This is a genomic window from Pseudomonas sp. Q12-87 (assembly GCF_001269755.1).
GTDB classification, from domain to species: domain Bacteria; phylum Pseudomonadota; class Gammaproteobacteria; order Pseudomonadales; family Pseudomonadaceae; genus Aquipseudomonas; species Aquipseudomonas fluorescens_S.
The window spans coordinates 20,144-40,720 of record NZ_LHVI01000023.1 but is presented as its reverse complement, the minus strand read 5'-3'; the positions used below and the strand labels follow the sequence as shown (position 1 = coordinate 40,720).

At 61.0% G+C, this 20,577-nt stretch carries 19 protein-coding genes; 8 read left to right on the top strand and 11 right to left on the bottom strand.

The window, feature by feature from the left end; all coding sequences use genetic code 11:
• Positions 1-34: 34 nt before the first annotated feature.
• The gene (locus AD663_RS16825; protein ID WP_053214191.1) at positions 35-1,129 is read left to right on the top strand and encodes a DUF1615 domain-containing protein; all 1,095 of its coding nucleotides are present in this window, start codon (positions 35-37) and stop codon (positions 1,127-1,129) included.
• A 103-nt stretch (positions 1,130-1,232) separates the two neighbouring features.
• On the opposite strand, the gene AD663_RS29365 is transcribed toward AD663_RS16825, so the two are convergent.
• Positions 1,233-1,745: a hypothetical protein gene (locus AD663_RS29365; protein ID WP_033046553.1), complete on the bottom strand. Its 513-nt coding sequence runs from the start codon at positions 1,743-1,745 to the stop codon at positions 1,233-1,235.
• A 222-nt stretch (positions 1,746-1,967) separates the two neighbouring features.
• Here AD663_RS29365 and AD663_RS16815 point away from each other — a divergent pair, with 222 nt between their 5' ends.
• Positions 1,968-2,597 (top strand): glutathione S-transferase family protein, encoded by a 630-nt coding sequence (locus tag AD663_RS16815; protein ID WP_003183037.1) that lies wholly within the window; start codon positions 1,968-1,970, stop codon positions 2,595-2,597.
• 1 nt (position 2,598) lies between these two features.
• On the opposite strand, the gene AD663_RS16810 is transcribed toward AD663_RS16815, so the two are convergent.
• From AD663_RS16810 to AD663_RS16790, 5 genes are all read right to left on the bottom strand, one after another.
• Positions 2,599-3,135 carry a membrane integrity-associated transporter subunit PqiC gene (locus AD663_RS16810; RefSeq protein WP_033046126.1) on the bottom strand — a complete coding sequence of 179 codons (537 nt, stop codon included), beginning with the start codon at positions 3,133-3,135 and terminating at the stop codon, positions 2,599-2,601.
• Between the two features lie 17 nt (positions 3,136-3,152).
• Positions 3,153-4,811 carry an intermembrane transport protein PqiB gene (locus AD663_RS16805; RefSeq protein ID WP_003183033.1) on the bottom strand — a complete coding sequence of 553 codons (1,659 nt, stop codon included), beginning with the start codon at positions 4,809-4,811 and terminating at the stop codon, positions 3,153-3,155.
• A complete protein-coding gene (locus AD663_RS16800) occupies positions 4,792-5,451 on the bottom strand; it encodes a paraquat-inducible protein A (protein ID WP_003183031.1) in 660 nt (219 codons plus the stop codon). The genes AD663_RS16805 and AD663_RS16800 overlap by 20 nt, the downstream gene beginning before the upstream one ends.
• A complete protein-coding gene (locus AD663_RS16795; RefSeq protein ID WP_053214190.1) occupies positions 5,448-6,044 on the bottom strand; it encodes a paraquat-inducible protein A in 597 nt (198 codons plus the stop codon). The genes AD663_RS16800 and AD663_RS16795 overlap by 4 nt, the downstream gene beginning before the upstream one ends.
• A 72-nt stretch (positions 6,045-6,116) precedes the next feature.
• Entirely contained in the window at positions 6,117-6,557 is a 441-nt protein-coding gene (locus AD663_RS16790; protein ID WP_030138503.1) for a CBS domain-containing protein, read from the bottom strand.
• A 302-nt stretch (positions 6,558-6,859) separates the two neighbouring features.
• On the opposite strand from AD663_RS16790, the gene AD663_RS16785 reads away from it, so the two are divergent.
• On the top strand, positions 6,860-9,223 hold the full coding sequence (locus AD663_RS16785) for a DNA polymerase II (protein ID WP_053214189.1): 2,364 nt from the start codon (positions 6,860-6,862) through the stop codon (positions 9,221-9,223).
• Positions 9,224-9,366: 143 nt separating this feature from the next.
• On the opposite strand, the gene AD663_RS16780 is transcribed toward AD663_RS16785, so the two are convergent.
• Positions 9,367-10,188 carry an aldo/keto reductase gene (locus AD663_RS16780; protein ID WP_003183024.1) on the bottom strand — a complete coding sequence of 274 codons (822 nt, stop codon included), beginning with the start codon at positions 10,186-10,188 and terminating at the stop codon, positions 9,367-9,369.
• A gap of 157 nt (positions 10,189-10,345) precedes the next feature.
• Entirely contained in the window at positions 10,346-11,497 is a 1,152-nt protein-coding gene (locus AD663_RS16775; RefSeq protein ID WP_003183022.1) for an aldose epimerase family protein, read from the bottom strand.
• Between the two features lie 320 nt (positions 11,498-11,817).
• On the opposite strand from AD663_RS16775, the gene AD663_RS16770 reads away from it, so the two are divergent.
• From AD663_RS16770 to AD663_RS16760, 3 genes are all read left to right on the top strand, one after another.
• Positions 11,818-12,537, top strand: coding sequence for a hypothetical protein (locus tag AD663_RS16770; RefSeq protein ID WP_033046551.1), 720 nt, complete (start codon positions 11,818-11,820; stop codon positions 12,535-12,537).
• 107 nt (positions 12,538-12,644) lie between these two features.
• Entirely contained in the window at positions 12,645-13,430 is a 786-nt protein-coding gene (locus AD663_RS16765; RefSeq protein WP_053214188.1) for a sulfite exporter TauE/SafE family protein, read from the top strand.
• A gap of 215 nt (positions 13,431-13,645) precedes the next feature.
• Positions 13,646-14,206 carry a DUF4174 domain-containing protein gene (locus tag AD663_RS16760; protein ID WP_053214187.1) on the top strand — a complete coding sequence of 187 codons (561 nt, stop codon included), beginning with the start codon at positions 13,646-13,648 and terminating at the stop codon, positions 14,204-14,206.
• A gap of 49 nt (positions 14,207-14,255) precedes the next feature.
• On the opposite strand, the gene ampC is transcribed toward AD663_RS16760, so the two are convergent.
• The gene (gene ampC, locus AD663_RS16755) at positions 14,256-15,404 is read right to left on the bottom strand and encodes a class C beta-lactamase (protein WP_053214186.1); all 1,149 of its coding nucleotides are present in this window, start codon (positions 15,402-15,404) and stop codon (positions 14,256-14,258) included.
• Between the two features lie 274 nt (positions 15,405-15,678).
• Between ampC and AD663_RS16750 the strand changes: the two genes are divergently transcribed.
• Both AD663_RS16750 and AD663_RS16745 read left to right on the top strand, forming a co-directional pair.
• Positions 15,679-16,557, top strand: a complete 879-nt coding sequence (locus AD663_RS16750) for a Dyp-type peroxidase (RefSeq protein WP_053214185.1) — start codon at positions 15,679-15,681, stop codon at positions 16,555-16,557.
• 78 nt (positions 16,558-16,635) lie between these two features.
• Positions 16,636-17,382, top strand: coding sequence for an SDR family oxidoreductase (locus tag AD663_RS16745; protein WP_003183011.1), 747 nt, complete (start codon positions 16,636-16,638; stop codon positions 17,380-17,382).
• Between the two features lie 150 nt (positions 17,383-17,532).
• Here the strand turns inward: AD663_RS16745 and mapR are convergent, their stop codons facing one another.
• Both mapR and ccoG read right to left on the bottom strand, forming a co-directional pair.
• The gene (gene mapR / locus AD663_RS16740; RefSeq protein ID WP_003183008.1) at positions 17,533-18,942 is read right to left on the bottom strand and encodes a GntR family transcriptional regulator MpaR; all 1,410 of its coding nucleotides are present in this window, start codon (positions 18,940-18,942) and stop codon (positions 17,533-17,535) included.
• 150 nt (positions 18,943-19,092) lie between these two features.
• On the bottom strand, positions 19,093-20,505 hold the full coding sequence (gene ccoG / locus AD663_RS16735) for a cytochrome c oxidase accessory protein CcoG (RefSeq protein ID WP_003183007.1): 1,413 nt from the start codon (positions 20,503-20,505) through the stop codon (positions 19,093-19,095).
• Positions 20,506-20,577: the final 72 nt, after the last annotated feature.

The window sequence follows — 20,577 nt, the reverse complement described above, 5'->3', positions numbered from 1 at the left end:
GGTGGCTTCGGAGTACTCGACCTGATGGAGCACCATGCATTTCAATCGATTGATGATCAGCCTTGCCGCATTGCTGGTCCTGGCCGGTTGCGGCAGTCGCCAGGTGCAGGAGCCTGAGCGTCAGCCTGCCGAGGTCAAGCAGCAGATCGTGCGGTTGTTACCGGCCAAGACGGCGGATCGTGAAGGCTGGGCCACTGATATATACGTGGCCTTCGCGGCGCAGCAGATCCCACCCACGACGCAGAATATCTGCGCAGTCCTGGCAGTGACCGAACAGGAGTCGACATTCCAGGCGGACCCGACGGTGCCCGGGCTGGGCAAGATTGCCCGGGAGGAGATCGACCGCCGTGCGGCCAAAGTCCATATCCCGAGCCTGCTGGTCAGCGGCGCGCTCCAGGTGCGTTCCTCCAACGGTAAAAGCTACAGCGACCGACTCAACGCGGCGCGTAGCGAGAAAGAGCTGAGCGATATTTTCGACGACTTCATCGGCATGGTGCCGCTGGGCAAGACGCTGTTCGGCGGTTTCAACCCGGTGCACACGGGTGGGCCGATGCAGGTCAGCATCGCGTTTGCCCAAGCCAATGCGCGAAACTATCCCTACGCGGTGGACGGCTCGATTCGTCGCGAAGTGTTCAGCCGTCGGGGCGGGATGTATTTCGGCATCGCACATTTGCTTGGCTACCCGGTGAGCTACACCGAGCCGCTGTATCGTTTCGCTGATTTCAATGCCGGGTGGTACGCCAGTCGCAACGCGGCTTTCCAGCATGCGGTGAGTCGGGCAACTGGCATTACCCTGGCGCTGGACGGCGATTTGATCGTGCATGATTCCATCATGCCGGGCAGTACGGAGCTGGCGGTGCGCACGTTGGGCAAATCATTGGGGATGCGCAACCCGACCATTCGTGATCAGTTGGAACAGGGTGAGAGCCTGGCATTCGAGGACAGCAAGCTCTATAAAAAGGTCTTCGAACTGGCTGAACGGGCCGAGGGCAAGCCGTTGCCACGGGCGGTGCTGCCGGGGATCGTGCTCAAGAGTCCGAAGATCACGCGCAAGCTGACCACGGCGTGGTTTGCCAAGCGGGTGGATGAGCGCTATCAACGCTGCATGGCGCGGGCATCGGGTCGTTAGGCGCGGCTGGCCCACAAAAAAGCCCGGCGGATAAGGCCGGGCTTTTATGACGACGGGTTCGGTCCGAGAACTGTCTGGAATGTTGCAGCAGCGAACGAACCCCTCATGCGCGGTTCTGGGCCAGACGGTCGGAACCACCTTCAGCCACACGACGTTCCAGCAAACGATCAGCACCGCCTTCGGCAACACGGTTCTCGATCAGGCGATCAGAGCCACCTTCGGCAACGCGACGTTCCAGCAGACGATCAGCACCGCCTTCGGCAACGCGGTTCTCGATCAAGCGATCAGAGCCACCTTCGGCAACGCGACGTTCCAGCAGACGATCAGCACCGCCTTCGGCAACACGGTTCTCGATCAGGCGATCAGAACCACCTTCGGCAACGCGACGTTCCAGCAGACGATCAGCACCGCCTTCGGCAACGCGGTTCTCGATCAGGCGATCAGAACCACCTTCGGCAACGCGACGTTCCAGCAGACGATCAGCACCGCCTTCGGCAACGCGATTTTCGATCAAGCGATCAGAGCCACCTTCGGCAACGACCGGTTGGGAGGAGGCGGCGAATACGTTGGCGGCCAGTACCGAGAAAGCGAAGCTGAGGATGAGTTGGCGTTTCATGATGGTGTGCTCCGGGGTGTAGTGGGTTGGTGTGATGCCATTGTTGCGCCGGGCAATCATCAAGAGAACTTCATTGACATGATGGTGAACATCGATGGCAGTGATAGCTCGTTCAGCTACCTTTGGTTGGCGTGATAGAGGAAGGTGCGCGTCGTCCGCCAAGTGGAACACCGGCGGGTTCGCGGGTTCTACCGGGCTGAGTACTCAGCAGGAGGCAAACTCATGTATCTGTTATTCGGTCACAGGCAATCCGGCTCCTCAGCGGTGGAAATCGCCTTGGGCCTGTGCGACGTGGCGTACCGCAGGGTCGATGCGTATTCCACTGAGGACAGCACCGCGGCGAAGGAACTCGAGGCGCTGAACCCGCAGAAGTTGGTCCCGACGCTGAAATTGCCGGACGGCTCGGTGCTGACTGAAGCCGCGGCGATTCTGATTCACCTCGGTTTGTCCTTTCCACAGTCGAAATTGCTGCCTGACGATCCTGGGCAGCGTGCGCAAGCCATACGGGGCCTGGTCTACATCGTCGCCCATTGTTATACGCCCATCGGCATCATCGATTTTCCGGAACGCTGGCTGGAGGATGCGGACGAGGCGACTCGGCAGCAATTGGTCCGCGGCACACAGCAGCGGCTGTATCGCAACTGGGCGCTGTTTGCCGACCAATTCCCGGCCCGGCCGTTTCTCAGCGGCGCCGAGCCAGGTGCGCTGGATATCCTGGCCGCCGTGATCACCCAGTGGCAGGGTACGCGCGAAGCCATGTTAAACGCCCGCCCAGAGTTTCATGGGTTGCTGGAGCGTATCGACCGCCATCCACGCGTTGCGCCGATCCTGTCGCAGCATTGGCCCGAGTGAATCAGGGACACGCCTTGCGTGAAGCAGCTTGCTCTACCAGGCCGACGAATTGCCGGACGTTGTTCTGGTGCGCTGTCACCAGCTCGTCGATGCTGCCTGCGGCCGGCGTTTGCAAGCTGCTGCGGCAGGTCAGGGGACGGGCTTCGTTACCGAGGTTGCGCAAGCGCCACTGCACGTCCATGCGGGCGTAGCGGCCGGGGATCGAGTCGAAGCGTTGCACGTCTACCCGCAGCAACAGTTTCGGTGCGCCGGGGTTGTTCAATTGTTCATCCAGGCTGCTGTGCAGTTCATCGGCCAGGCTGGCGCCCCACCATTCGGTTTCCAGGATCGCCAGCCCGCTGTTGCCTTGGCGGATGACCATCTGGGTGCGATCCACTTGAGGTGGAACACTGACTTGCTCGACCTGGATGTCCACATTGCTGCGCCTTTGATCCGCCGGTTGGGCCGGGCTCAGGGTGTGATAGTGAATGGGATCGCTACGGCAGGCGCCGAGCAGCAATGCCAAGGCAATCAACGAGCATTTCAGCATTCGCGGCATAAGGCGCGCTCCTGTGGTCATTCTTTTACCGGGAATGTGAGGTTCTGTGCCGGTGCGTCCTTGGGGCGACCGCGCAGCAGCGACTCGGGGTGGCGGCTCAGGTAGTCGGAGAGCTCGCGCAACGAACGCGACATGCGCCCCAGATCGTCCAGGGTCTGGGTCAGTTGTTCGCGTTGCGGCGAATCTTCGGCCAGGGTCGAGTTGGCTGATTGCAGGGTCTTGCTCACGTCCTGCAACGTGCTCTGCACGCCTGGCAAGGTCTTGCTGTTGAACTGGGAAAGACCTTTGCGCAACTCCACTAGGTTGCCATCCAGGTTGCTGGCGATGCTTTCCAGCGGCAGTTTGTTGATGCGTTCGACCATCGACTGCAATTGCTCTTGCAATTGCTGGAGGCTGCCTGGAATGGTCGGTATGCGCACAGGTCGGGCGGCGGGGTCGAAGGCGACTTTTTCAGCCTTGGGGTAGAAGTCCAGCGAGATATACAACTGCCCGGTCAGCAGGTTGCCGCTGCGGGCCTGGGCGCGCAGGCCCCGTTCGACGAAGCTGCCGATCAGGCGGGCGCCGGCGGCTTCGTCGTCCGGATTGTGATTGAGCGCACTGAGCAGTTTTTCGTGGGCCTTGCCCAGCCGCTGCGGATAGATCACTACCCCGACATTGACCGGGAAGCTGCGCTGCTTCTCGTCGAAATCCAGATTGATGGCAACGACCCTGCCGATCTCCACGCCCAGGAATTCCACCGGCGCATCGACCCGCAAACCGCGCAATGCCTGGTCGAAACGCAAGGCCAGGTACTGCGCCTTGCCATTGGGCGGGGCGAGGGCGCTCTGCTGGTCGGCGAACAACTCGAAGGTCTTGTCATCGGTGGCGGGGACGTCGCCAGGGCTGTATTCCGGTGCCCGGAACGCGATCCCGCCCAGCAGCAGCGCCGACAATGATTCGGTCTTGACCGCGAAACCATTGGCACCGACGTTCACGTCCACGCCACTGACGTTCCAGAACCGGGTATTTTCGGTGACATACACATCGTTGGGTGCGTTGACGAACACGTCGATATTGACGCCCTTGCCATCGGCGTCGAGGGCGTAGGACACGACCTGGCCCACCGGAATCTTGCGCAGGTAGACCGGCGAGCCGATGTCCAGCGAGCCGAGGTCCTGGGAATGCAGGGTGAAGCGCTTGCCCGGTTCGCCGTAAGTGATCGGTGGCGGGGCTTCCAGGCCCGTGAAGGACTTGGCCCGTACTTTCGACTGGCCGGCGTCGGCGCCGATGAAGTCGCCAGAGAGCAGGGTGTCGATGCCTGAGATACCGCCGGCGCCGATGCGCGGCCGTACTACCCAGAACACCGAGTCTTCGTGGGTGAAGGTATCGGCCGTCTTGGCGAGCTTGACGGTGGCGGTGACGTTCTTCTGGTCATTGCTCAATTGCACATCGGTGACCTGGCCGATGACTACGTTGCGATATTTCACCTGGGTCTTGTTGGCGGTCAGGCCCTGCCCGGTCTTGAAGGTGATGGAGATGGTCGGGCCTTCCTGCAGCCAGTTGTGGACCACCAGGGAAACCCCTACCAGCACGGCGATGATCGGCACGATCCACACCAGCGACACCGTCCAGCGGCGCGTGGTGACATGGGCGCGACCCGGTGCGGGTCGTTGCCCGTCAGTGGCTTGCGACTTCATCCATGATCTCCTCGGATGGTTGGGTGTCCCAGATGAGCCGGGGGTCGAAACTCATGGCCGACAGCATGGTGAACAGCACCACGAGGCCGAAGAACAGAATGCCCGGTCGCGGTTCGATATCGCTCAGGGCCTGGAACTTGACCAGCGCTGCCACCAGGGCCACCACCAGCACGTCGAGCATCGACCAATAGCCGATGACTTCCACCAGCCGGTACAGCTTCGCCCGCTGCAGTTGGGCCCAAGTGCTGCGCCGTTGCACGGTCACCAGCAGTAGCGTCAACACCACGAACTTGATGCCGGGCACGGCGATGCTGGCGATGAAGATGATCAGGGCGATGTCCCAGGCACCGCCTTGCCAGAATTCGATCACGCCGCTGATGATGGTGCTGTCGGCACCTTCGCCCAACATCTGGGTATTCATGACCGGAAGCAGGTTGGCCGGAATGTAGAACACCAGCGCCGCGAGCATGTAGGCCCAGGTGCGAGTGATGGAGTCTGGCTTGCGTCGATGCAGGGCGGCGTCGCAGCGAGGGCAGGTGTCGGGCTCGTCGGTCATGTCGCAGGCCAGGCCACAGCTGTGACACAGGCACAGGTTCAGGTCGCTGGCTTCTGGCGGCGTGACCTGCGGCTGGCCGTTCATGGACGATCCCACAGGTTACGGACATCACGCCCGGCAATGCGGATCATCAGCAGGCTCAAGGCCGCGAGGGCGAACAGGCCGATGCCCGGCAACACGTCCAGCAGCCCGGCGAGCTTGATCACCGCCACCAGCGCGCCCAGCAGGCACACTTCCAGCATGCTCCAGGGCCGCAGGGTTTCCAGGCTGCGCATGCACAGGCTGAACCCCGGCGCCCGCCGTTGGCTGTAGGCGTAGGCCAGCACCCAAAGCAGGAGCGCCAGTTGAAGGGCCGGCGCGACGATGATCGCTACCGCAGCCACGAGGGCAATGAAGGTAATCGGCCCATGGCTGAGCGCCACGATGGAATCCCACAGCGTGGCGCTGTTGTTCAAGCCCTGGAGCCGGATGCTCATCACCGGGTAGACATTGGCAAAAGCCCACAGCACTGCGGCCGTGAGACTCAAGGCCAGGCGCTGCTCGATGCTCAGGCCGTCGTAACGCTGGATGACTGCGTGGCATCGCACGCACGAGGCTTTCTGATGGCGGGCGAGTACAACCGGCTCGTATACCGCATCGCAATGTTCACAAATGATCAGTCGGTCGGCATTGGCCATCAGGATGCTCGGGCAGGAACAACCCCTTCAATATAGAAGTACCCAGGGAATGAGCAACCCCGACCCCGCGGATCATTCGCCGCGAATGTATTGCTCCAGTTGTCGGATCAGGTCCGCCTGCTCGGCAATGGCTTCCTTGACCAGGTCACCAATGGACAACAGGCCGACGAGCTTGCCGTCCTCGACCACCGGCAAATGCCGCAGATGTTTCTCGGTCATGATGCTCAGGCAGGTCTCGACATTCTGGTGCGGGTCTATGGTGATCACCGGGGATACCATGATGTCACTCACCTTCGTGCCCACCGATGAGCGTCCATGCAAGACCATTTTGCGCGCATAGTCGCGCTCACTGATGATCCCCAGCACTTCATCGTTCTTCACCACGAGCAAGGCGCCGACGTTTTTCTCGGCCATGCGCATCAGGGCCTGCAATACCATGTCGTCCGGTGAGATGGTGTGCACTTGCTGGTTTTTTTCATCTTTTATCCGGAGCAACTGCGCGACGGTTTTCATGGGGAAGCCTCGGGTGATGTTTTTGCGGGTGATTCAAGCATCGTAGACCCAACGGCGCAGAGCAAGCGGTAAAGCGGCGGCCAGTCGTCCAAAAGCGTCATGGCCGGTGAATTCCCCCTCGATCCGATGCCCTGCGCTGTTGTGGCGAGGGAGCTTGCTCCCGCTGGGCTGCGAAGCGGCCCCAAGTTCTTGACGACCGCTGCGCGATCGAGCGGGAGCAAGCTCCCTCGCCACGGTTGAGCGGGTGAAGTCTCCTCGCCACAGGTAGAATCGCGCCATACACACATTTCGAGGTTGTAGCGGTGGATTTACAGCAGGGCTTCGTCCTGACCCGGCATTGGCGCGATACTCCGGCCGGCACCGAAGTCGAATTCTGGCTGGCGACCGACGCCGGCCCCCGGCGGGTGCGTCTTGCGGCGCAGCCGTCGGTGGCATTTGTGCCGCAGGTCCAGCGCGGCCAGCTTGAAGCCCTGCTGCAAGGCGAAAAGGACATCGAACTGCGCCCCTTGGACCTGCTGGATTTCGAGCATCGCCCGGTGCTCGGCCTGTATTGCCAGCAACACGCCCAATTGATGCGCCTGGACACCACCTTGCGCCGTGCCGGCGTCGAGGTGTTCGAGGCGGATGTCCGGCCACCGGAGCGCTACCTGATGGAGCGCTTCATCACCGCGCCGGTCTGGTTCGGTGGGACCCCGGCTGCCGGCGGGCTGCTGGTCGATGCGCAGATGAAACCGGCGCCGGAGTATCGCCCGCCGTTGCGCCTGGTGTCCCTGGACATCGAGACCACCGCCCAGGGCGATTTGTATTCCATCGCCCTTGAGGGCTGCGGCGAGCGTCAGGTCTACATGCTCGGGCCGCCCAATGGCGACGATACCGGCGTGGATTTCCAGCTCCAATACTGCGAATCGCGTACTGAGCTGCTGAAAAAACTCAACGACTGGTTCGCCCGTTTCGACCCCGATGCGATCATCGGCTGGAACCTGGTGCAGTTCGATCTGCGCGTGTTGCATGAACACGCCCGACGGCTGGCCGTGCCGTTGCGCCTGGGGCGTGGCGGGGAAGAGATGCAATGGCGCGAACACGGTGCGCGCAACAACCACTTTTTCGCCTCGGCGGCCGGTCGGTTGATTATCGACGGCATTGAATCCCTGCGTTCGGCCACGTGGAGCTTCCCCTCGTTCAGCCTGGAAAACGTCGCACAGACGCTGCTGGGAGAGGGCAAGTCCATCGACAATCCCTACCAGCGCATGGACGAGATCAATCGCATGTTTGCCGAGGACAAACCGGCTCTGGCCCGCTACAACCTCAAGGATTGTGAGCTGGTGACGCGGATCTTCGCCAAGACCGAGCTGCTCAAGTTCCTGTTGGAGCGGGCCAGTGTCACTGGCCTGCCGGCGGACCGCAGCGGCGGTTCCGTGGCAGCCTTCACGCACCTGTACATGCCGCTGATGCACCGCCAGGGTTTCGTAGCGCCGAACCTCGGGCAGCGCCCGCCGGAGGCCAGCCCGGGAGGGTTTGTCATGGATTCCCAGCCGGGGCTCTACGAGTCGGTGCTGGTGCTCGATTACAAAAGCTTGTATCCGTCGATCATCCGCACGTTCCTGATCGACCCGGTGGGTTTGATCGAAGGCTTGCGTCACCCGGACGACCGCGAGTCGGTGCCAGGCTTTCGCGGGGCACGCTTCTCCAGGACTCGCCATTGTCTGCCGGCCATCGTGGCGCGAGTCGCCGAAGGCCGGGAAACCGCCAAGCGCGAACACAACGCACCGTTGTCCCAAGCGTTGAAAATCATCATGAACGCCTTTTACGGCGTGCTCGGTTCCAGCGGCTGTCGCTTCTTCGATCCACGGCTGGCCTCATCCATCACATTGCGTGGTCATCAGATCATGCAACGCACCCGGCAACTGATCGAAGCCCAGGGACATGTGGTGATCTATGGGGATACCGACTCCACATTCGTCTGGCTGCGCCGTGCCCACGGCCAGGAGGAGGCGGCGACGATTGGCCGCGAACTGGTGGCTCACGTCAACCAATGGTGGCGCGAACAGGTGCGTGAGGAATTTGGCCTGGAGAGTGCGCTGGAGCTGCAATTCGAAACCCACTTCAAGCGCTTCCTGATGCCGACCATCCGCGGCGCCGAAGAAGGCAGCAAGAAACGCTACGCGGGGCTGGTAACTCGCGCCGACGGCAGCGATGACATCATCTACAAGGGCCTGGAAACCGTGCGCACCGACTGGTCGCCGCTGGCCCGGCAGTTTCAGCAGGAACTCTACGGCAGGATTTTCCACCGCCAGCCTTATCAGGAATACGTGCGCGATTACGTGCAGCAGACCCTGGCCGGCGCGTTCGACGATCGGCTGGTCTACCGCAAGCGCCTGCGCCGCCCGCTGGAGGATTACGAACGCAACGTGCCGCCCCATGTCCGGGCCGCGCGGTTGGCCGACGAGTTCAACCAGCGCCAAGGCCGTCCGCGGCAATACCAGAATGGCGGCTGGATCAGCTACGTCATCACCGTGGCCGGCCCCGAGCCGCTGGAGATTCGCAGCGCACCGATCGATTACGATCACTATGTAACCAAGCAGCTCCAGCCGGTGGCGGACGCGATCCTGCCCTTTGTGGACGATGATTTTTCGACGTTGGTGGGCGGGCAGATGGGGTTGTTCTGAAGGCTGCGTCTTGTTGCTGTTGCTTTTTGCTGTTGTGGCGAGGGAGCTTGCTCCCGCTCGATTGCGCAGCGATCGTAAGAATAATGGGGCCGCTGCGCGACCCAGCGGGAGCAAGCTCCCTCGCCACATAAAACTCTTTTGCTTTAGACCATCGCCAACCGCTGCTTGCCCTGGGGCTGTGGAAACATGAGGTCCAATGCCGCCAGGTCCTGAGGGTCGAGCTTCAGGTTGGCCGCTTCGGCATTCAAGCGCACATGGTCAGGTTGCACGGCCTTGGGGATGGCAATGACATTGTCCTGGCGCAGCAACCAGGCCAGCGCGATTTGCGCCGGCGTGGCGCCGTGACGTTCGGCGATCTGCCCCAGTGTGTGGTCCTTGAGCAGATGCTTGCCCTGGCCGACTGGACAATAGGCCATGACTGGCATGTTTCGTTGGCGGCACCAGGGCAGCAAGTCGAATTCGATGCCGCGCTCTTGCAGGTTATACAACACCTGGTTGGTGGCGCAGGCGGGCGAGGCCAGTTCTTCAAGGTCGGCGACATCCAGGTTCGACACCCCCCAACGGCCGATCTTGCCTTCTTCGCGCAGGCGTTCGAAAGCCTCGACGGTTTCGTCCAGTGGGTACTGTCCACGCCAATGCAATAGATAAAGATCGATGTAATCGGTGTCGAGCCTGCGCAGGCTGCGCTCGCAGGCCAATGGAATGCCTTTGCGGCTGGCGTTGTGGGGGTAGACCTTGCTCACCAGGAACACTTGGTCGCGAAGGCCGGTGATCGCTTCGCCAACGACTGTCTCGGCGCCGCCCTCAGCGTACATCTCTGCAGTGTCGATCAGGGTCATGCCCAATTCGATCCCCAATCGCAGGGCTGCTACCTCCTTCTTGTGATGCGACGGTTCTTCACCCATGCGCCAAGTGCCTTGGCCGACCACGGGTACGGACACGCCGGCCAATTCGAGAGTCCTCATGCCTATCTCCTGTCGTTCGATCAATCATCCAATGGACAGCAGGATAGCCGGTAGGCGCTGCCAGAGACGGCGATCTTTTGATCTTGATATTTCACTCTCGACCTCATCGACCGAGAAAAGATCGCCGCCTGTGACAGTTCCTGCATGGACTTTTGTCTTACTTCGCCGAGAACTTCAGGACCATGGTCTGGGTGTAGGTCTGGCCCGGATCAAGCCTTGTGGACGGGAAATTCGGCTGGTTGGGCGAGTCGGGGTAGTGCTGGGTTTCCAGGGTAAACGCACCCCAATGTGGATAGACCTTGCCCTGCTTGCCCTTGACCGTGCCATCGAGGAAGTTGCTGGTGTAGAACTGCACGCCAGGCTCGGTAGTGAACAGCTGCAGGTGCCGACCGGATTGCGGATCGTATACCTCGGCGGCGACTTTGCTCACGTCGCCCTTGGCGTCCAGCGCCCAGTTGAAATCGAAGCCACCCTGTTTCGGTTCGGCGAACTTGAGCTGAGGGTGATCGGCCTTGATATGGGTGCCGATGGCGGTGGGTTTGGTGAAGTCCATCGGTGTGCCGGCCACCGGGGCCAGTTCGCCGGTAGGAATGAGTTTGCCGGTGACAGGCGTGTAATGCGCGGCGTGCAGGGTGGCGACCTGCTTGAGGATGTCGCCGTTACCCGCGCCGGCCAGGTTGAAATAGCTGTGGTTGGTCAGGTTCAGCACGGTGGGTTTGTCGGTGCTGGCTGCGTACTCGATCCGCAACTCGTTCTGCTCGTTGAGGCTGTAGGTCACGTCAGTCTTCAGCGTACCGGGAAAACCCATCTCGCCATCGGGCGACACGTAGGTCAGGGTAACGCCTACCGAATCCTTACCGTCATGAGGTTGGGCTTTCCACACGCGTTTGTCGAACCCTTGCGGCCCGCCGTGCAAGGAGTTGCCATGGTCGTTCTGCGGCACCTGGTAGCGCTTGCCGTCCAGCTCGAATGCACCGTCGGCCAGGCGATTGCCAAAGCGCCCGATCGTCGCGCCGAAATACACGCTGCCGTTCTTCTGGTAGCCCTGTACGTCATCGAAACCCAGCACGACGTCGGCCGTCTTGCCCTGTTTGTCCGGCACGCTCAACGACTGGAGGATACCGCCGTAGGTGATCACGGTGGCCTGCATGCCGTGACTGTTGCGCAACACGAATTTCTCCACCGCCGTACCGTCGTCGGTCTTGCCGAACGCGCTACGTTGGTTGGTCAGGCCGGCAGCCTGGGAAGCAGAGGTGGCGATCATCAGAGACACTCCGAGGGCCGTGAGCAGATGTCTGGATTCAAGCATGGTGTGACCTTCCTGTTGTTTTGTTGTTGTTTTGAACGCGGGTCGAGTCCGTTACTTGGTCGGACAGTGGTGGAGGTTTTTTTGTTCAGTAGTCTTTCTATTTGAGAGTAGAGAAGGGATTTATAGCCGGAAAAATAGATATTTCAATTAAAAAGTAAGACTAATTGAAGGGGGCGACGCTAAATCGAACTCAGACATTTTCTCCAGGTACTGCACTTTTATGGTTTTTGCCGCTCTATCCATGGCCTGGAAGCGGCGACCCCCATCGCTTCCCCATGCCAGACCGAGACTCGATGGCCGGTGCTTTTTATCCTGTGACAATGTTGCGACAGCGCTTTTCAGCCTGGGTGGCGGGTGTGTTGATGCTGCTCAGCGGTTGCAGCCACCAGCAGGGGCAGGACATGGTCACGCAGTTCAGCAACGCCAGGCCCCAGGAGTTCTTGCAGACCAGCGTCGACCGCATGGCCACGTTGTCGATGCATGACAACCTGCAGAGCCTTTATCTGCTGATGAGCAAGCTGTACCTGCGCAACCCCGAAGAGCTGCGCAAATCCGGCTTTCTCGATGCCCGCACCGCTGAGAAGCAGGTGCGCATGGCCATCGAGCAGCAGCAACCCTTGCCGACCCTGGGTGGCAGAAAGGACTTGGCCGCCCTGAGCTATGCCATGAGTCCGGATTTCCTGGGGGATCGGGTAGGGGCTTTCATCTATGCCATCGGTAGCATGCTGGTCACGGCCCATGGCAATCGCCTTGAGTTCTACATGACCGACGCCATCGACCCGCGTTTTGTCAGCAATGCGGCGCGCAACATTGAAAAAGCCACTTGGCTGCTCAGCCAGCGACAGGACAAGGAAGGCAAGCCATTGCTGTTCTCCAATGAAATTTCGGAGGAGGGCAGCAACCTCAGTTTCGCCGTTGAGTTCGGGAAAATCGTCGCGCGATTGGACTTGCTCACCCAGATGCTGGACGAGCGTTACCGGCGTATCGGGCTGAACTATGCACAGAGCCTGCTGTTCCTCAATTTCCTGCCGGTGCAGTGAAATTGCGCAAAAGGAATAAACATAGATCATATCGATATAGGGAGTTATAAGAAAAATCGCTATGCTCGCGGCCAGTTTTTTCATGCGGTCGCGTTGAGACGGGTTCAATGGATTTCGGTAATGTCGGTTTAGTCGTGGCGGGCCTGGTGGTCGGCTTCATCGTGGGAATGACCGGCGTCGGTGGCGGCTCGCTGATGACCCCGATCCTGTTGTGGTTCGGTATCAACCCGGCGACTGCGGTGGGTACGGACCTGCTGTACGCGGCCATTACCAAATCCGGTGGTGTGTTGGTTCACGCCAAGAACCGCAATATCGATTGGGCCGTCACGGGCTGGCTGACCCTGGGCAGCGTGCCGGCGGTGGGGCTGACGCTGTGGTTTCTCAATAGTCTGCACAGCTCTCCCGACGCCATGAACGCTGTGATCAAGCAAGCCTTGGGTGTCGTGCTGTTTGCCACCGCCCTGGCAATCCTGTTCAAGAAGCGCCTGCTGCAGTTCGCCCACGACCGCGCTGGCGGCCACTACAATCCATCCGGTTCGCGACTCAACGTACTCACGGTCATTACTGGCCTGGTATTGGGCACGATGGTCGCGCTGACCTCCATCGGTGCCGGCGCCCTGGGCACCGTCGCGCTGTTCATCCTCTATCCGTTCCTGGTCACCAAGCGCCTGGTGGGCACCGAGATTGCCCATGCCGTGCCGTTGACCCTGGTCGCGGGCCTTGGGCATGCGAGCATGGGCAACATGGATTGGCACATCCTCGGTTTCCTGCTGGTTGGTTCGTTGCCCGGTATTTACCTGGGCAGTCATTTGTCGGGACGTGTTTCAGACGAACTGCTGCGCCCGTGCCTGGCGGTGATGCTGGCGATGATCGGCTTCAAATTGGCGTTCTGATAACGTTGATGGGCCGGGGATAAATTTCCTCACCACAGGTTTTGTGTCTATCCCAAGTGGACCTGCACAGGAAATGGTTTCGCCTCTCCCCACGGTTGCGCAATGACCCCCCTGACCTAAGCTTGAAGGCAAGCAGGTGCTGTATCGGGCGACTCTCGCGGAACAATCGCCGCCATGTGCAATCAGTACAGCGTAAATATCAAAAGGAGAGGCGCATGCTCATTCGGTCTTTGACCTTCGCTACCTTGCTGGCTATCGCTGGCCCCCTGTTCGCCGCGGATGGCGATACTCCCTTGGTGGCGGAGGTGGGCAAGGCACGCCCCCTGATTGTCATCGCGCCCAGCACCGTCGACCCGGCCTGGGTCAGCCTGAAAAAAGCCCTGGAGGAGCCGGCCGGCAAACAAGGCTTTTCCGAGCGCAACATGGTGCTCTACACGGTGCTCAATACCATCGGTCAGCGCGATGGCAAAGACCTCGACCCGCAAAGCACCATGGCATTGATCCGTTCACTCAAGCTGGGGGCCGGCGCACAAACCAAGTTCATCCTGGTAGGCAAGGATGGGGAAAAGAAGCTTGAGCATTCCGGAGCAATCGAGCTCAAGGATATCTTCGAGGCCGTCGACAAGCTGCCTCCCGCAGAGAAAGAGGCCGCGGCCCCAACCCCACCGCCCGCGCCAGAGCCGGCACCAACCAAGGATGCCAAGGGCGCCAAGCCCGGCAAGCCAGGCAAGGCGGGGAAAGCACCTGCTGCAGCACCCACGCCGTTGGATGATTGACAGACTCTTTTGGTGAGGGAACAAGCGCCCCTCACCAAAGCCTGTCGGCTTACAGCCCTTGCAGCGCGGTCAAGATCTGATATGCGGCTTTCACCCGTTCCTCGTTCGGATAGTTCTTGTTTGCCAGCAGCACGATGCCCATGTCCTTGCCGGGAACGAACGCCGCGTAGGCGCCGAAGCCGCCTGTAGAGCCGGTCTTGTTGATCCAGGCGTCGTCGGGGGCTGGGCGCGGCGGGTCGAGCGGTTCGACCTTGTTTGCCTGCATGGCCATTGGCGTCGAATTTCCGGCCAGCAGCACCTCCAGACTCACCGGGTAAGGGTAACGCTCCCAGCCCAGCCCCTGGGTCATCCCACCGACCGTATAGAAGCCGGTGTGCGTGGTGGCGATGGCTTTGCGCAGGTCAGCGTCCAGTTTGCCGGGTCGCAGGTTGGCCTCGATGAAGCGGACCAGGTCCGATGAACTGGTCTTCACCCCATAAGCCTCGGAATCCAACGCGCCAGGCCCGACCCGCACGGGCTTGCCGTCCTTGGCATAGCCTTGGGCATATCGGCTCAACTGATCCTGCGGTACCCGCAGATAGCTGTGCTTGAGGCCCAACCCGGGCATCAATGTGTGTTCCATCGCCTCGTCGAATGGTTGCCCCAGGCTGCGGGCCGCCAGGAAGCCGAACAAACCGATGCTGGGGTTTGAATAGAGCCGCTGGGTGCCGGCCGGGTAGAGCGGTTCCCAACCCTTGTAATAATCGAGCATCCGATCCGGATGGTCCGCCTCGTCGGGGAATTGCAGCGGCAGGCCGCCTGGGGTGTACGTGGCGAGGTTGAGCAGGCTGATGCCGTCGAAGGCACTGCCACGCAGCTCCGGGGCGAAGCGGCTCGCCGGGTCCGACAGGGACAGTTTGCCCTGGGCCTGGGCATAGGCACCCAAGGTGGCGGTAAAGGTCTTGCTGATCGAACCGATTTCGAAGAGGGTCTGGTCGTTGACGGGCTTCTTCGTATCCTTGGACGCCATGCCATAATTGAAGAAACGGTGCTGACCGTTATGTGTGATCGCCACGGCCATGCCGGCGATATTCTGCTGCTTCATCAAGGGTTGGATAACGGCATTGACCGTCTCTTCGAGGCGGTCCTGGGCAAAGCCCGGGGTCGTCCCGCAGGCCAATAGAAAAGTGCCTGTCAGTAGCGATTTGGCAACATGCATGTCGGACCGTCTCCTTTGATAGTGATGTTCAAGCCGCCCCTGTATACGGCAATTTCCAATGCCTTGGTGCGCCTGGAGGGAGGCCAATCTAGGAGGTTTTCTGTGGCTCGGCAATCGCGTGCCGTCTGCTCCCGGCCAGCTTCCGAGTTATCCGACCGGGTCGCAGGAGCGTTCCTACAAAAATCTTTGATGCCTCGGGCCTTTGGCCGCGCACGGCAAACCACACAAACCCGTGGCCGCCGGGTAAACTTGCGCTCTTTCTAAAGGAGTCGACATGAGCTACTACCAGCCCGGCATTCTCGCCACCCCTGTTCCGCCTCAGGCCCGTCATCTGTTTTTTGCCTTGGAATCGGTCGAGGCGCTGCCGGCTGCGATAGACAAGCTCTTGTTGTGGGTGGACGGTCGGGCCGTGGTCGGCTTGGGTGAATCGCTGGTCCAGGCTCTGGGCGCGCAAATCGACGGCCTTCGCGCATTTCCCGCACTGGCCGGGGTTGGGGTGGACAATCCCTCGACCCAGCACGCGTTGTGGTGCTGGTTGCACGGCGAGGATCGGGGTGAGCTCATGCACCGCAGCCGCGCCATCGAGGCAGCGCTGGCCCCGGCATTACGCCTGGTGCAGATGAACGAAACCTTCCGCCACATGACCGGCCATGACCTTACGGGTTACGAAGACGGCACCGAAAACCCTCACGACGAAGCCGCCATCGCCGCAGCCTTGGCCCAAGGCACCGATGGACTGCGCGGTGGCAGTTTCGCGGCGATCCAGCAGTGGCAACACGACCTGGACGGTTTCGCGGCGATGCAGCCCCACGAACGCGACAACATCATGGGCCGGCGCCTGAGTGACAACGAGGAAATCGACGAGGCGCCCGAATCGGCCCACGTCAAACGCACGGCCCAGGAGAGCTTCGCACCGGAGGCTTTTGTCGTGCGTCGCTCCATGCCTTGGATCGAAGGTGATCGCGCGGGCCTGATGTTCCTCGCGTTCGGTTTCTCCCTCGATGCCTTCGAAGCGCAATTGCGGCGGATGAGCGGCCTGGAAGATGGCATTACCGACGGCCTGTATCGCATGAGCCGGCCGATCACTGGCGGCTACTATTGGTGTCCTCCGCTGCTGGATGGGCGCCTGGATCTGCGGGCCCTGGCCCGCTAAGCGCAGCGGTTTGTGCAACGCGTGACGTGAACGCTATCCTTGGGGCGCACGTCATCCGTGGGAAGGGGAGAAGCTAAGGTGGAAAAAGTCATCGTCATCACCGGTGGCGGCCGCGGGATCGGGGCGGCCACGGCGCTGCTGGCTGCAGAGCTGGGTTATCGGATCTGCATCAACTACCAGTCCGATGAAAATGCCGCGCAGGACGTGCTTGAACAGGTCCGGGCGAAGGGCGCGCAGGCGATTGCCGTGCGGGCTGATGTCAGCATCGAAGATGAAGTGGTTGGCCTGTTCCATCGTGTGGACGCCGAACTGGGTCGCGTCACGGCGCTGGTGAACAACGCCGGCACGGTGGCGCACAAGTCCCGGCTCGATGAAATGTCCGAGTTCCGCATTCTCAAGATCTTGAAAACCAACGTGCTGGGGCCGATTCTCTGTGCCAAGCACGCAGTGCTGCGCATGTCGCCCCGCCATGGCGGGCAGGGTGGCAGCATCGTCAACGTGTCCTCGGTGGCGGCCCGCCTGGGCTCGCCAAGCGAGTACGTTGACTACGCAGCCTCGAAGGGCGCGTTGGACACCTTCACCATCGGCCTGTCCAAGGAAGTCGCCGGCGAAGGCATCCGCGTCAATGCGGTTCGTCCGGGCTACATCTATACCGATTTCCACGCCCTCAGTGGCGACCCGGACCGGGTCAGCAAGCTGGAATCGGCGATCCCCATGGCCCGTGGCGGTCGTCCGGATGAAGTGGCCGAAGCGATTATCTGGCTGCTGTCGGACAAGGCCTCGTATACGACCGGGACGTTTGTGGACCTGGGCGGTGGACGCTGAGGTTCTGGATTTTGGTTTTCAGGACCGGCCTCTTCGCGAGCAAGCCCGCTCCCACCCTGGATCTGATGTGCACACAAGATATGTGTTCGCAGGAGAACACAAGTGGGAGCGGGCTTGCTCGCGAACGCGATAACCAGGTCAACATCGCATTCAAAAGGATCGAATAATCCGCCCCAACGTCTCCATCGCCTGTTCCGACGCCTCGGTCCACGGGCTGCCGTAATTCAAGCGGATGCAGTTCCGAAATCGCCGGGTCGGTGAAAAAATCGGCCCCGGGGCGATGCTGATGCCCTGGGCCAAGGCCATCTGGAATAATTTCAACGAGTCCATCTGTTCCGGCAGTTCCAGCCACAGGAAGTAACCGCCCGCCGGTTGGCTGACGCGGGTCTGGGCCGGAAAGTAGCGGGCGATCGCGGCAAGCATTGCACTTTGCTGTTCCTCCAGGGCGTAGCGCAGTTTGCGCAAGTGACGGTCGTAGCCGCCATGTTGCAGGTAGTCGGCGATGGCGGCCTGGGCCGGCATCGAGGCGCATAACGAGGTCATGAGCTTGAGCCGTTCGATTTTCTGCGCGTAGCGCCCGGCGGCGACCCAGCCGATGCGATAACCCGGTGCCAGGCTCTTGGCGAATGAGCCGCAGTGCATCACCAATCCTTCAGTGTCGAACGCCTTGGCCGGCTTGGGCGCCTGCTGGCCGTAATAAAGCTCAGCGTAGACGTCGTCTTCAATCAGCGGCACCTGATGACGGCGCAGGAGTTCCACCAGCGCTTGTTTCCTTTCCTCGGGCATGGTCGCGCCCATGGGGTTCTGGAAACTGGTCATGCACCAGCAGGCCTTGATCGGATGACGTTCCAGGGTCTGCGCCAACACGTCCAGGTCAATGCCGTCGCGCGGATGGACGGGAATTTCCACGGCCTTGAGCTTGAGCCGTTCCAGCACTTGCAGGCTGGCGTAGAACGCCGGTGCCTCGATTGCTACCAGGTCGCCAGGCTCTGTCACGGCTTGCAGGCACAGATTCAAGGCTTCCAAAGCGCCGTTGGTGACCAGCAATTCCTCCATGGGCAGCATCAAGCCGCCGACCATGTAACGCAGGGCGATTTGTCGACGCAACTGTGGGTTGCCCGGAGACATGTCGGTAACGACCATGCGCGGGTCCATGTCCCGCGTGGCGCTGGACAGGGAACGGGACAGGCGCTGCAGGGGGAACAGCGAAGGGCTGGGGAACGCCGAGCCGAAGGGGATGGTGGTTGGGTCCTTGATCGAATCCAGTACTGAAAACACCAGTTCGCTGACATCGACTTCGGTGGACTCGTGCACCTGGCTGCTGATTGCCGGCTCGGAAAAAGGACTCGGCGCGTGCGTATTGACGAAATAGCCGGAACGCGGCCGGGCTCGGATCAAGCCCCGTCGCTCCAGCAGGTAGTAGGCCTGGAACACGGTGGATGGGCTGACGCCATAGGTCTGGCTGGCGTAACGCACCGACGGCACGCGCTGGCCCGGCCCCAGCATGCCGGAGCGGATCAGTTCAGCGATGTCATCGGCGAATTTTTCGTAGCGTTTCATGGCGGGCCCGGTTTGGAGAGGCATGTGGTTTGCACTTCAACTGTGGGAATTGGCTTGCTCGTGATGGTAGCTGCATATTCGCCATCTTCGGTCCAGGCAGGCCGCTATCGCGGCCAAACTCGCTATCACAGGTGCCGGCATCTTAAAGCTTCACCGATTCATCGGCGCGACAAAACGGCTCTTGGCCACGCTGTAGATTTCAGGTTCGTCACTGTCGGCCACCTTGAAGGTCATTTCCTGGGAGCCACTTCGGGGCCGCTCGCTGAGCATTGCCACCGATACCGGCACGTCGACGATTTCCCCCGGTGCCAGGGTCAGTTGTGTCTTGCCTTGGAGAATAAAGCCGTCACCGTCCACCAGGGACAGCAGGTATTCCTGGCGCTGCTGGGTCTTGTTGATGATCTTCAGGCTGTAGATGTTCTCGATCTGCCCGGCGCTGTTTTCTCGGAACAGACCGCGGTCCTTACTGACGTCCAGAGACACCATGGGCCGCTGCACCAAGGCCAGGGCCAGGGCCCCGATCATCACCAGCAGCACGGCCGTGTAGCCGATCAGCCGGGGCCGTAGCAGGTGCGTCTTGCCGCCTTGCAATTGATGTTCGGAGGTGTATTTGATCAGCCCGCGAGCGTAGCCCATCTTGTCCATGATCGAGTCGCAGGCATCGATGCACGCTGCACAGCCGATGCATTCCATTTGCAGGCCGTCGCGGATGTCGATGCCGGTGGGGCAGACCTGCACGCACATCTGGCAGTCGATGCAATCGCCCAGGCCGATATTCGCCGGGTTCACATCGCGCTTGCGCGGGCCGCGAATCTCGCCACGGGCCGTGTCGTAGGAGATGGTCAGTGTGTCTTTATCGAACATCACGCTCTGAAACCGTGCGTAGGGGCACATGTGCATGCACACCGCTTCTCGCAGCCAGCCGGCGTTGAGGTAGGTGGCCCCGGTAAAAAACAGCACCCAGAACAGACTGACGCCGGCCATTTGCAAGGTCAGCAGCTCTTCGGCCAACGGCCGGATCGGGGTGAAGTAGCCAACGAAGGTCAGGCCTGTCAGCAGGCTGATGGCCAGCCACAATGTGTGCTTGGCCGTGCGGCGTAACAGTTTGTTCACGCCCCAGGGTGCGGCCTGCAGCTTGATCCGTTGGTTGCGTTCACCTTCGGTAATTTTTTCGCACCACATGAAAATCCAAGTCCAGGAGCTTTGCGGACAGGTGTAGCCGCACCACACGCGGCCGGCGAACACGGTGATTGCAAACAGGCCGAAGGCGGCAATGATCAACAGCGCCGAGAGCAGGATGAAATCCTGGGGCCAGAAGGTCGCGCCGAAAATGTGGAACTTGCTTTCGGAAAGATCCCAGAGCACTGCCTGGCGACCGCCCCAATTCAGCCACACCGTGCCGAAGAACAGCAGGAACAGAACCCCCGCACCGCTGATGCGCAAGGTGCGGAACAAGCCGGTAAAACTGCGGGTGTGGATCAGCTTATCGGTGGACCCGGCCCTGCTTTTCACTGGCGCGGGCTCGAAGGTCTGTATCAACTGGACGGGGATTCTTTCGCTCATGGTCGGGTCGCTCATCAGCCTGTATCTGGCTGGCGCACTATGACCATTGAACTGTTTGCATAACAGGCTCAG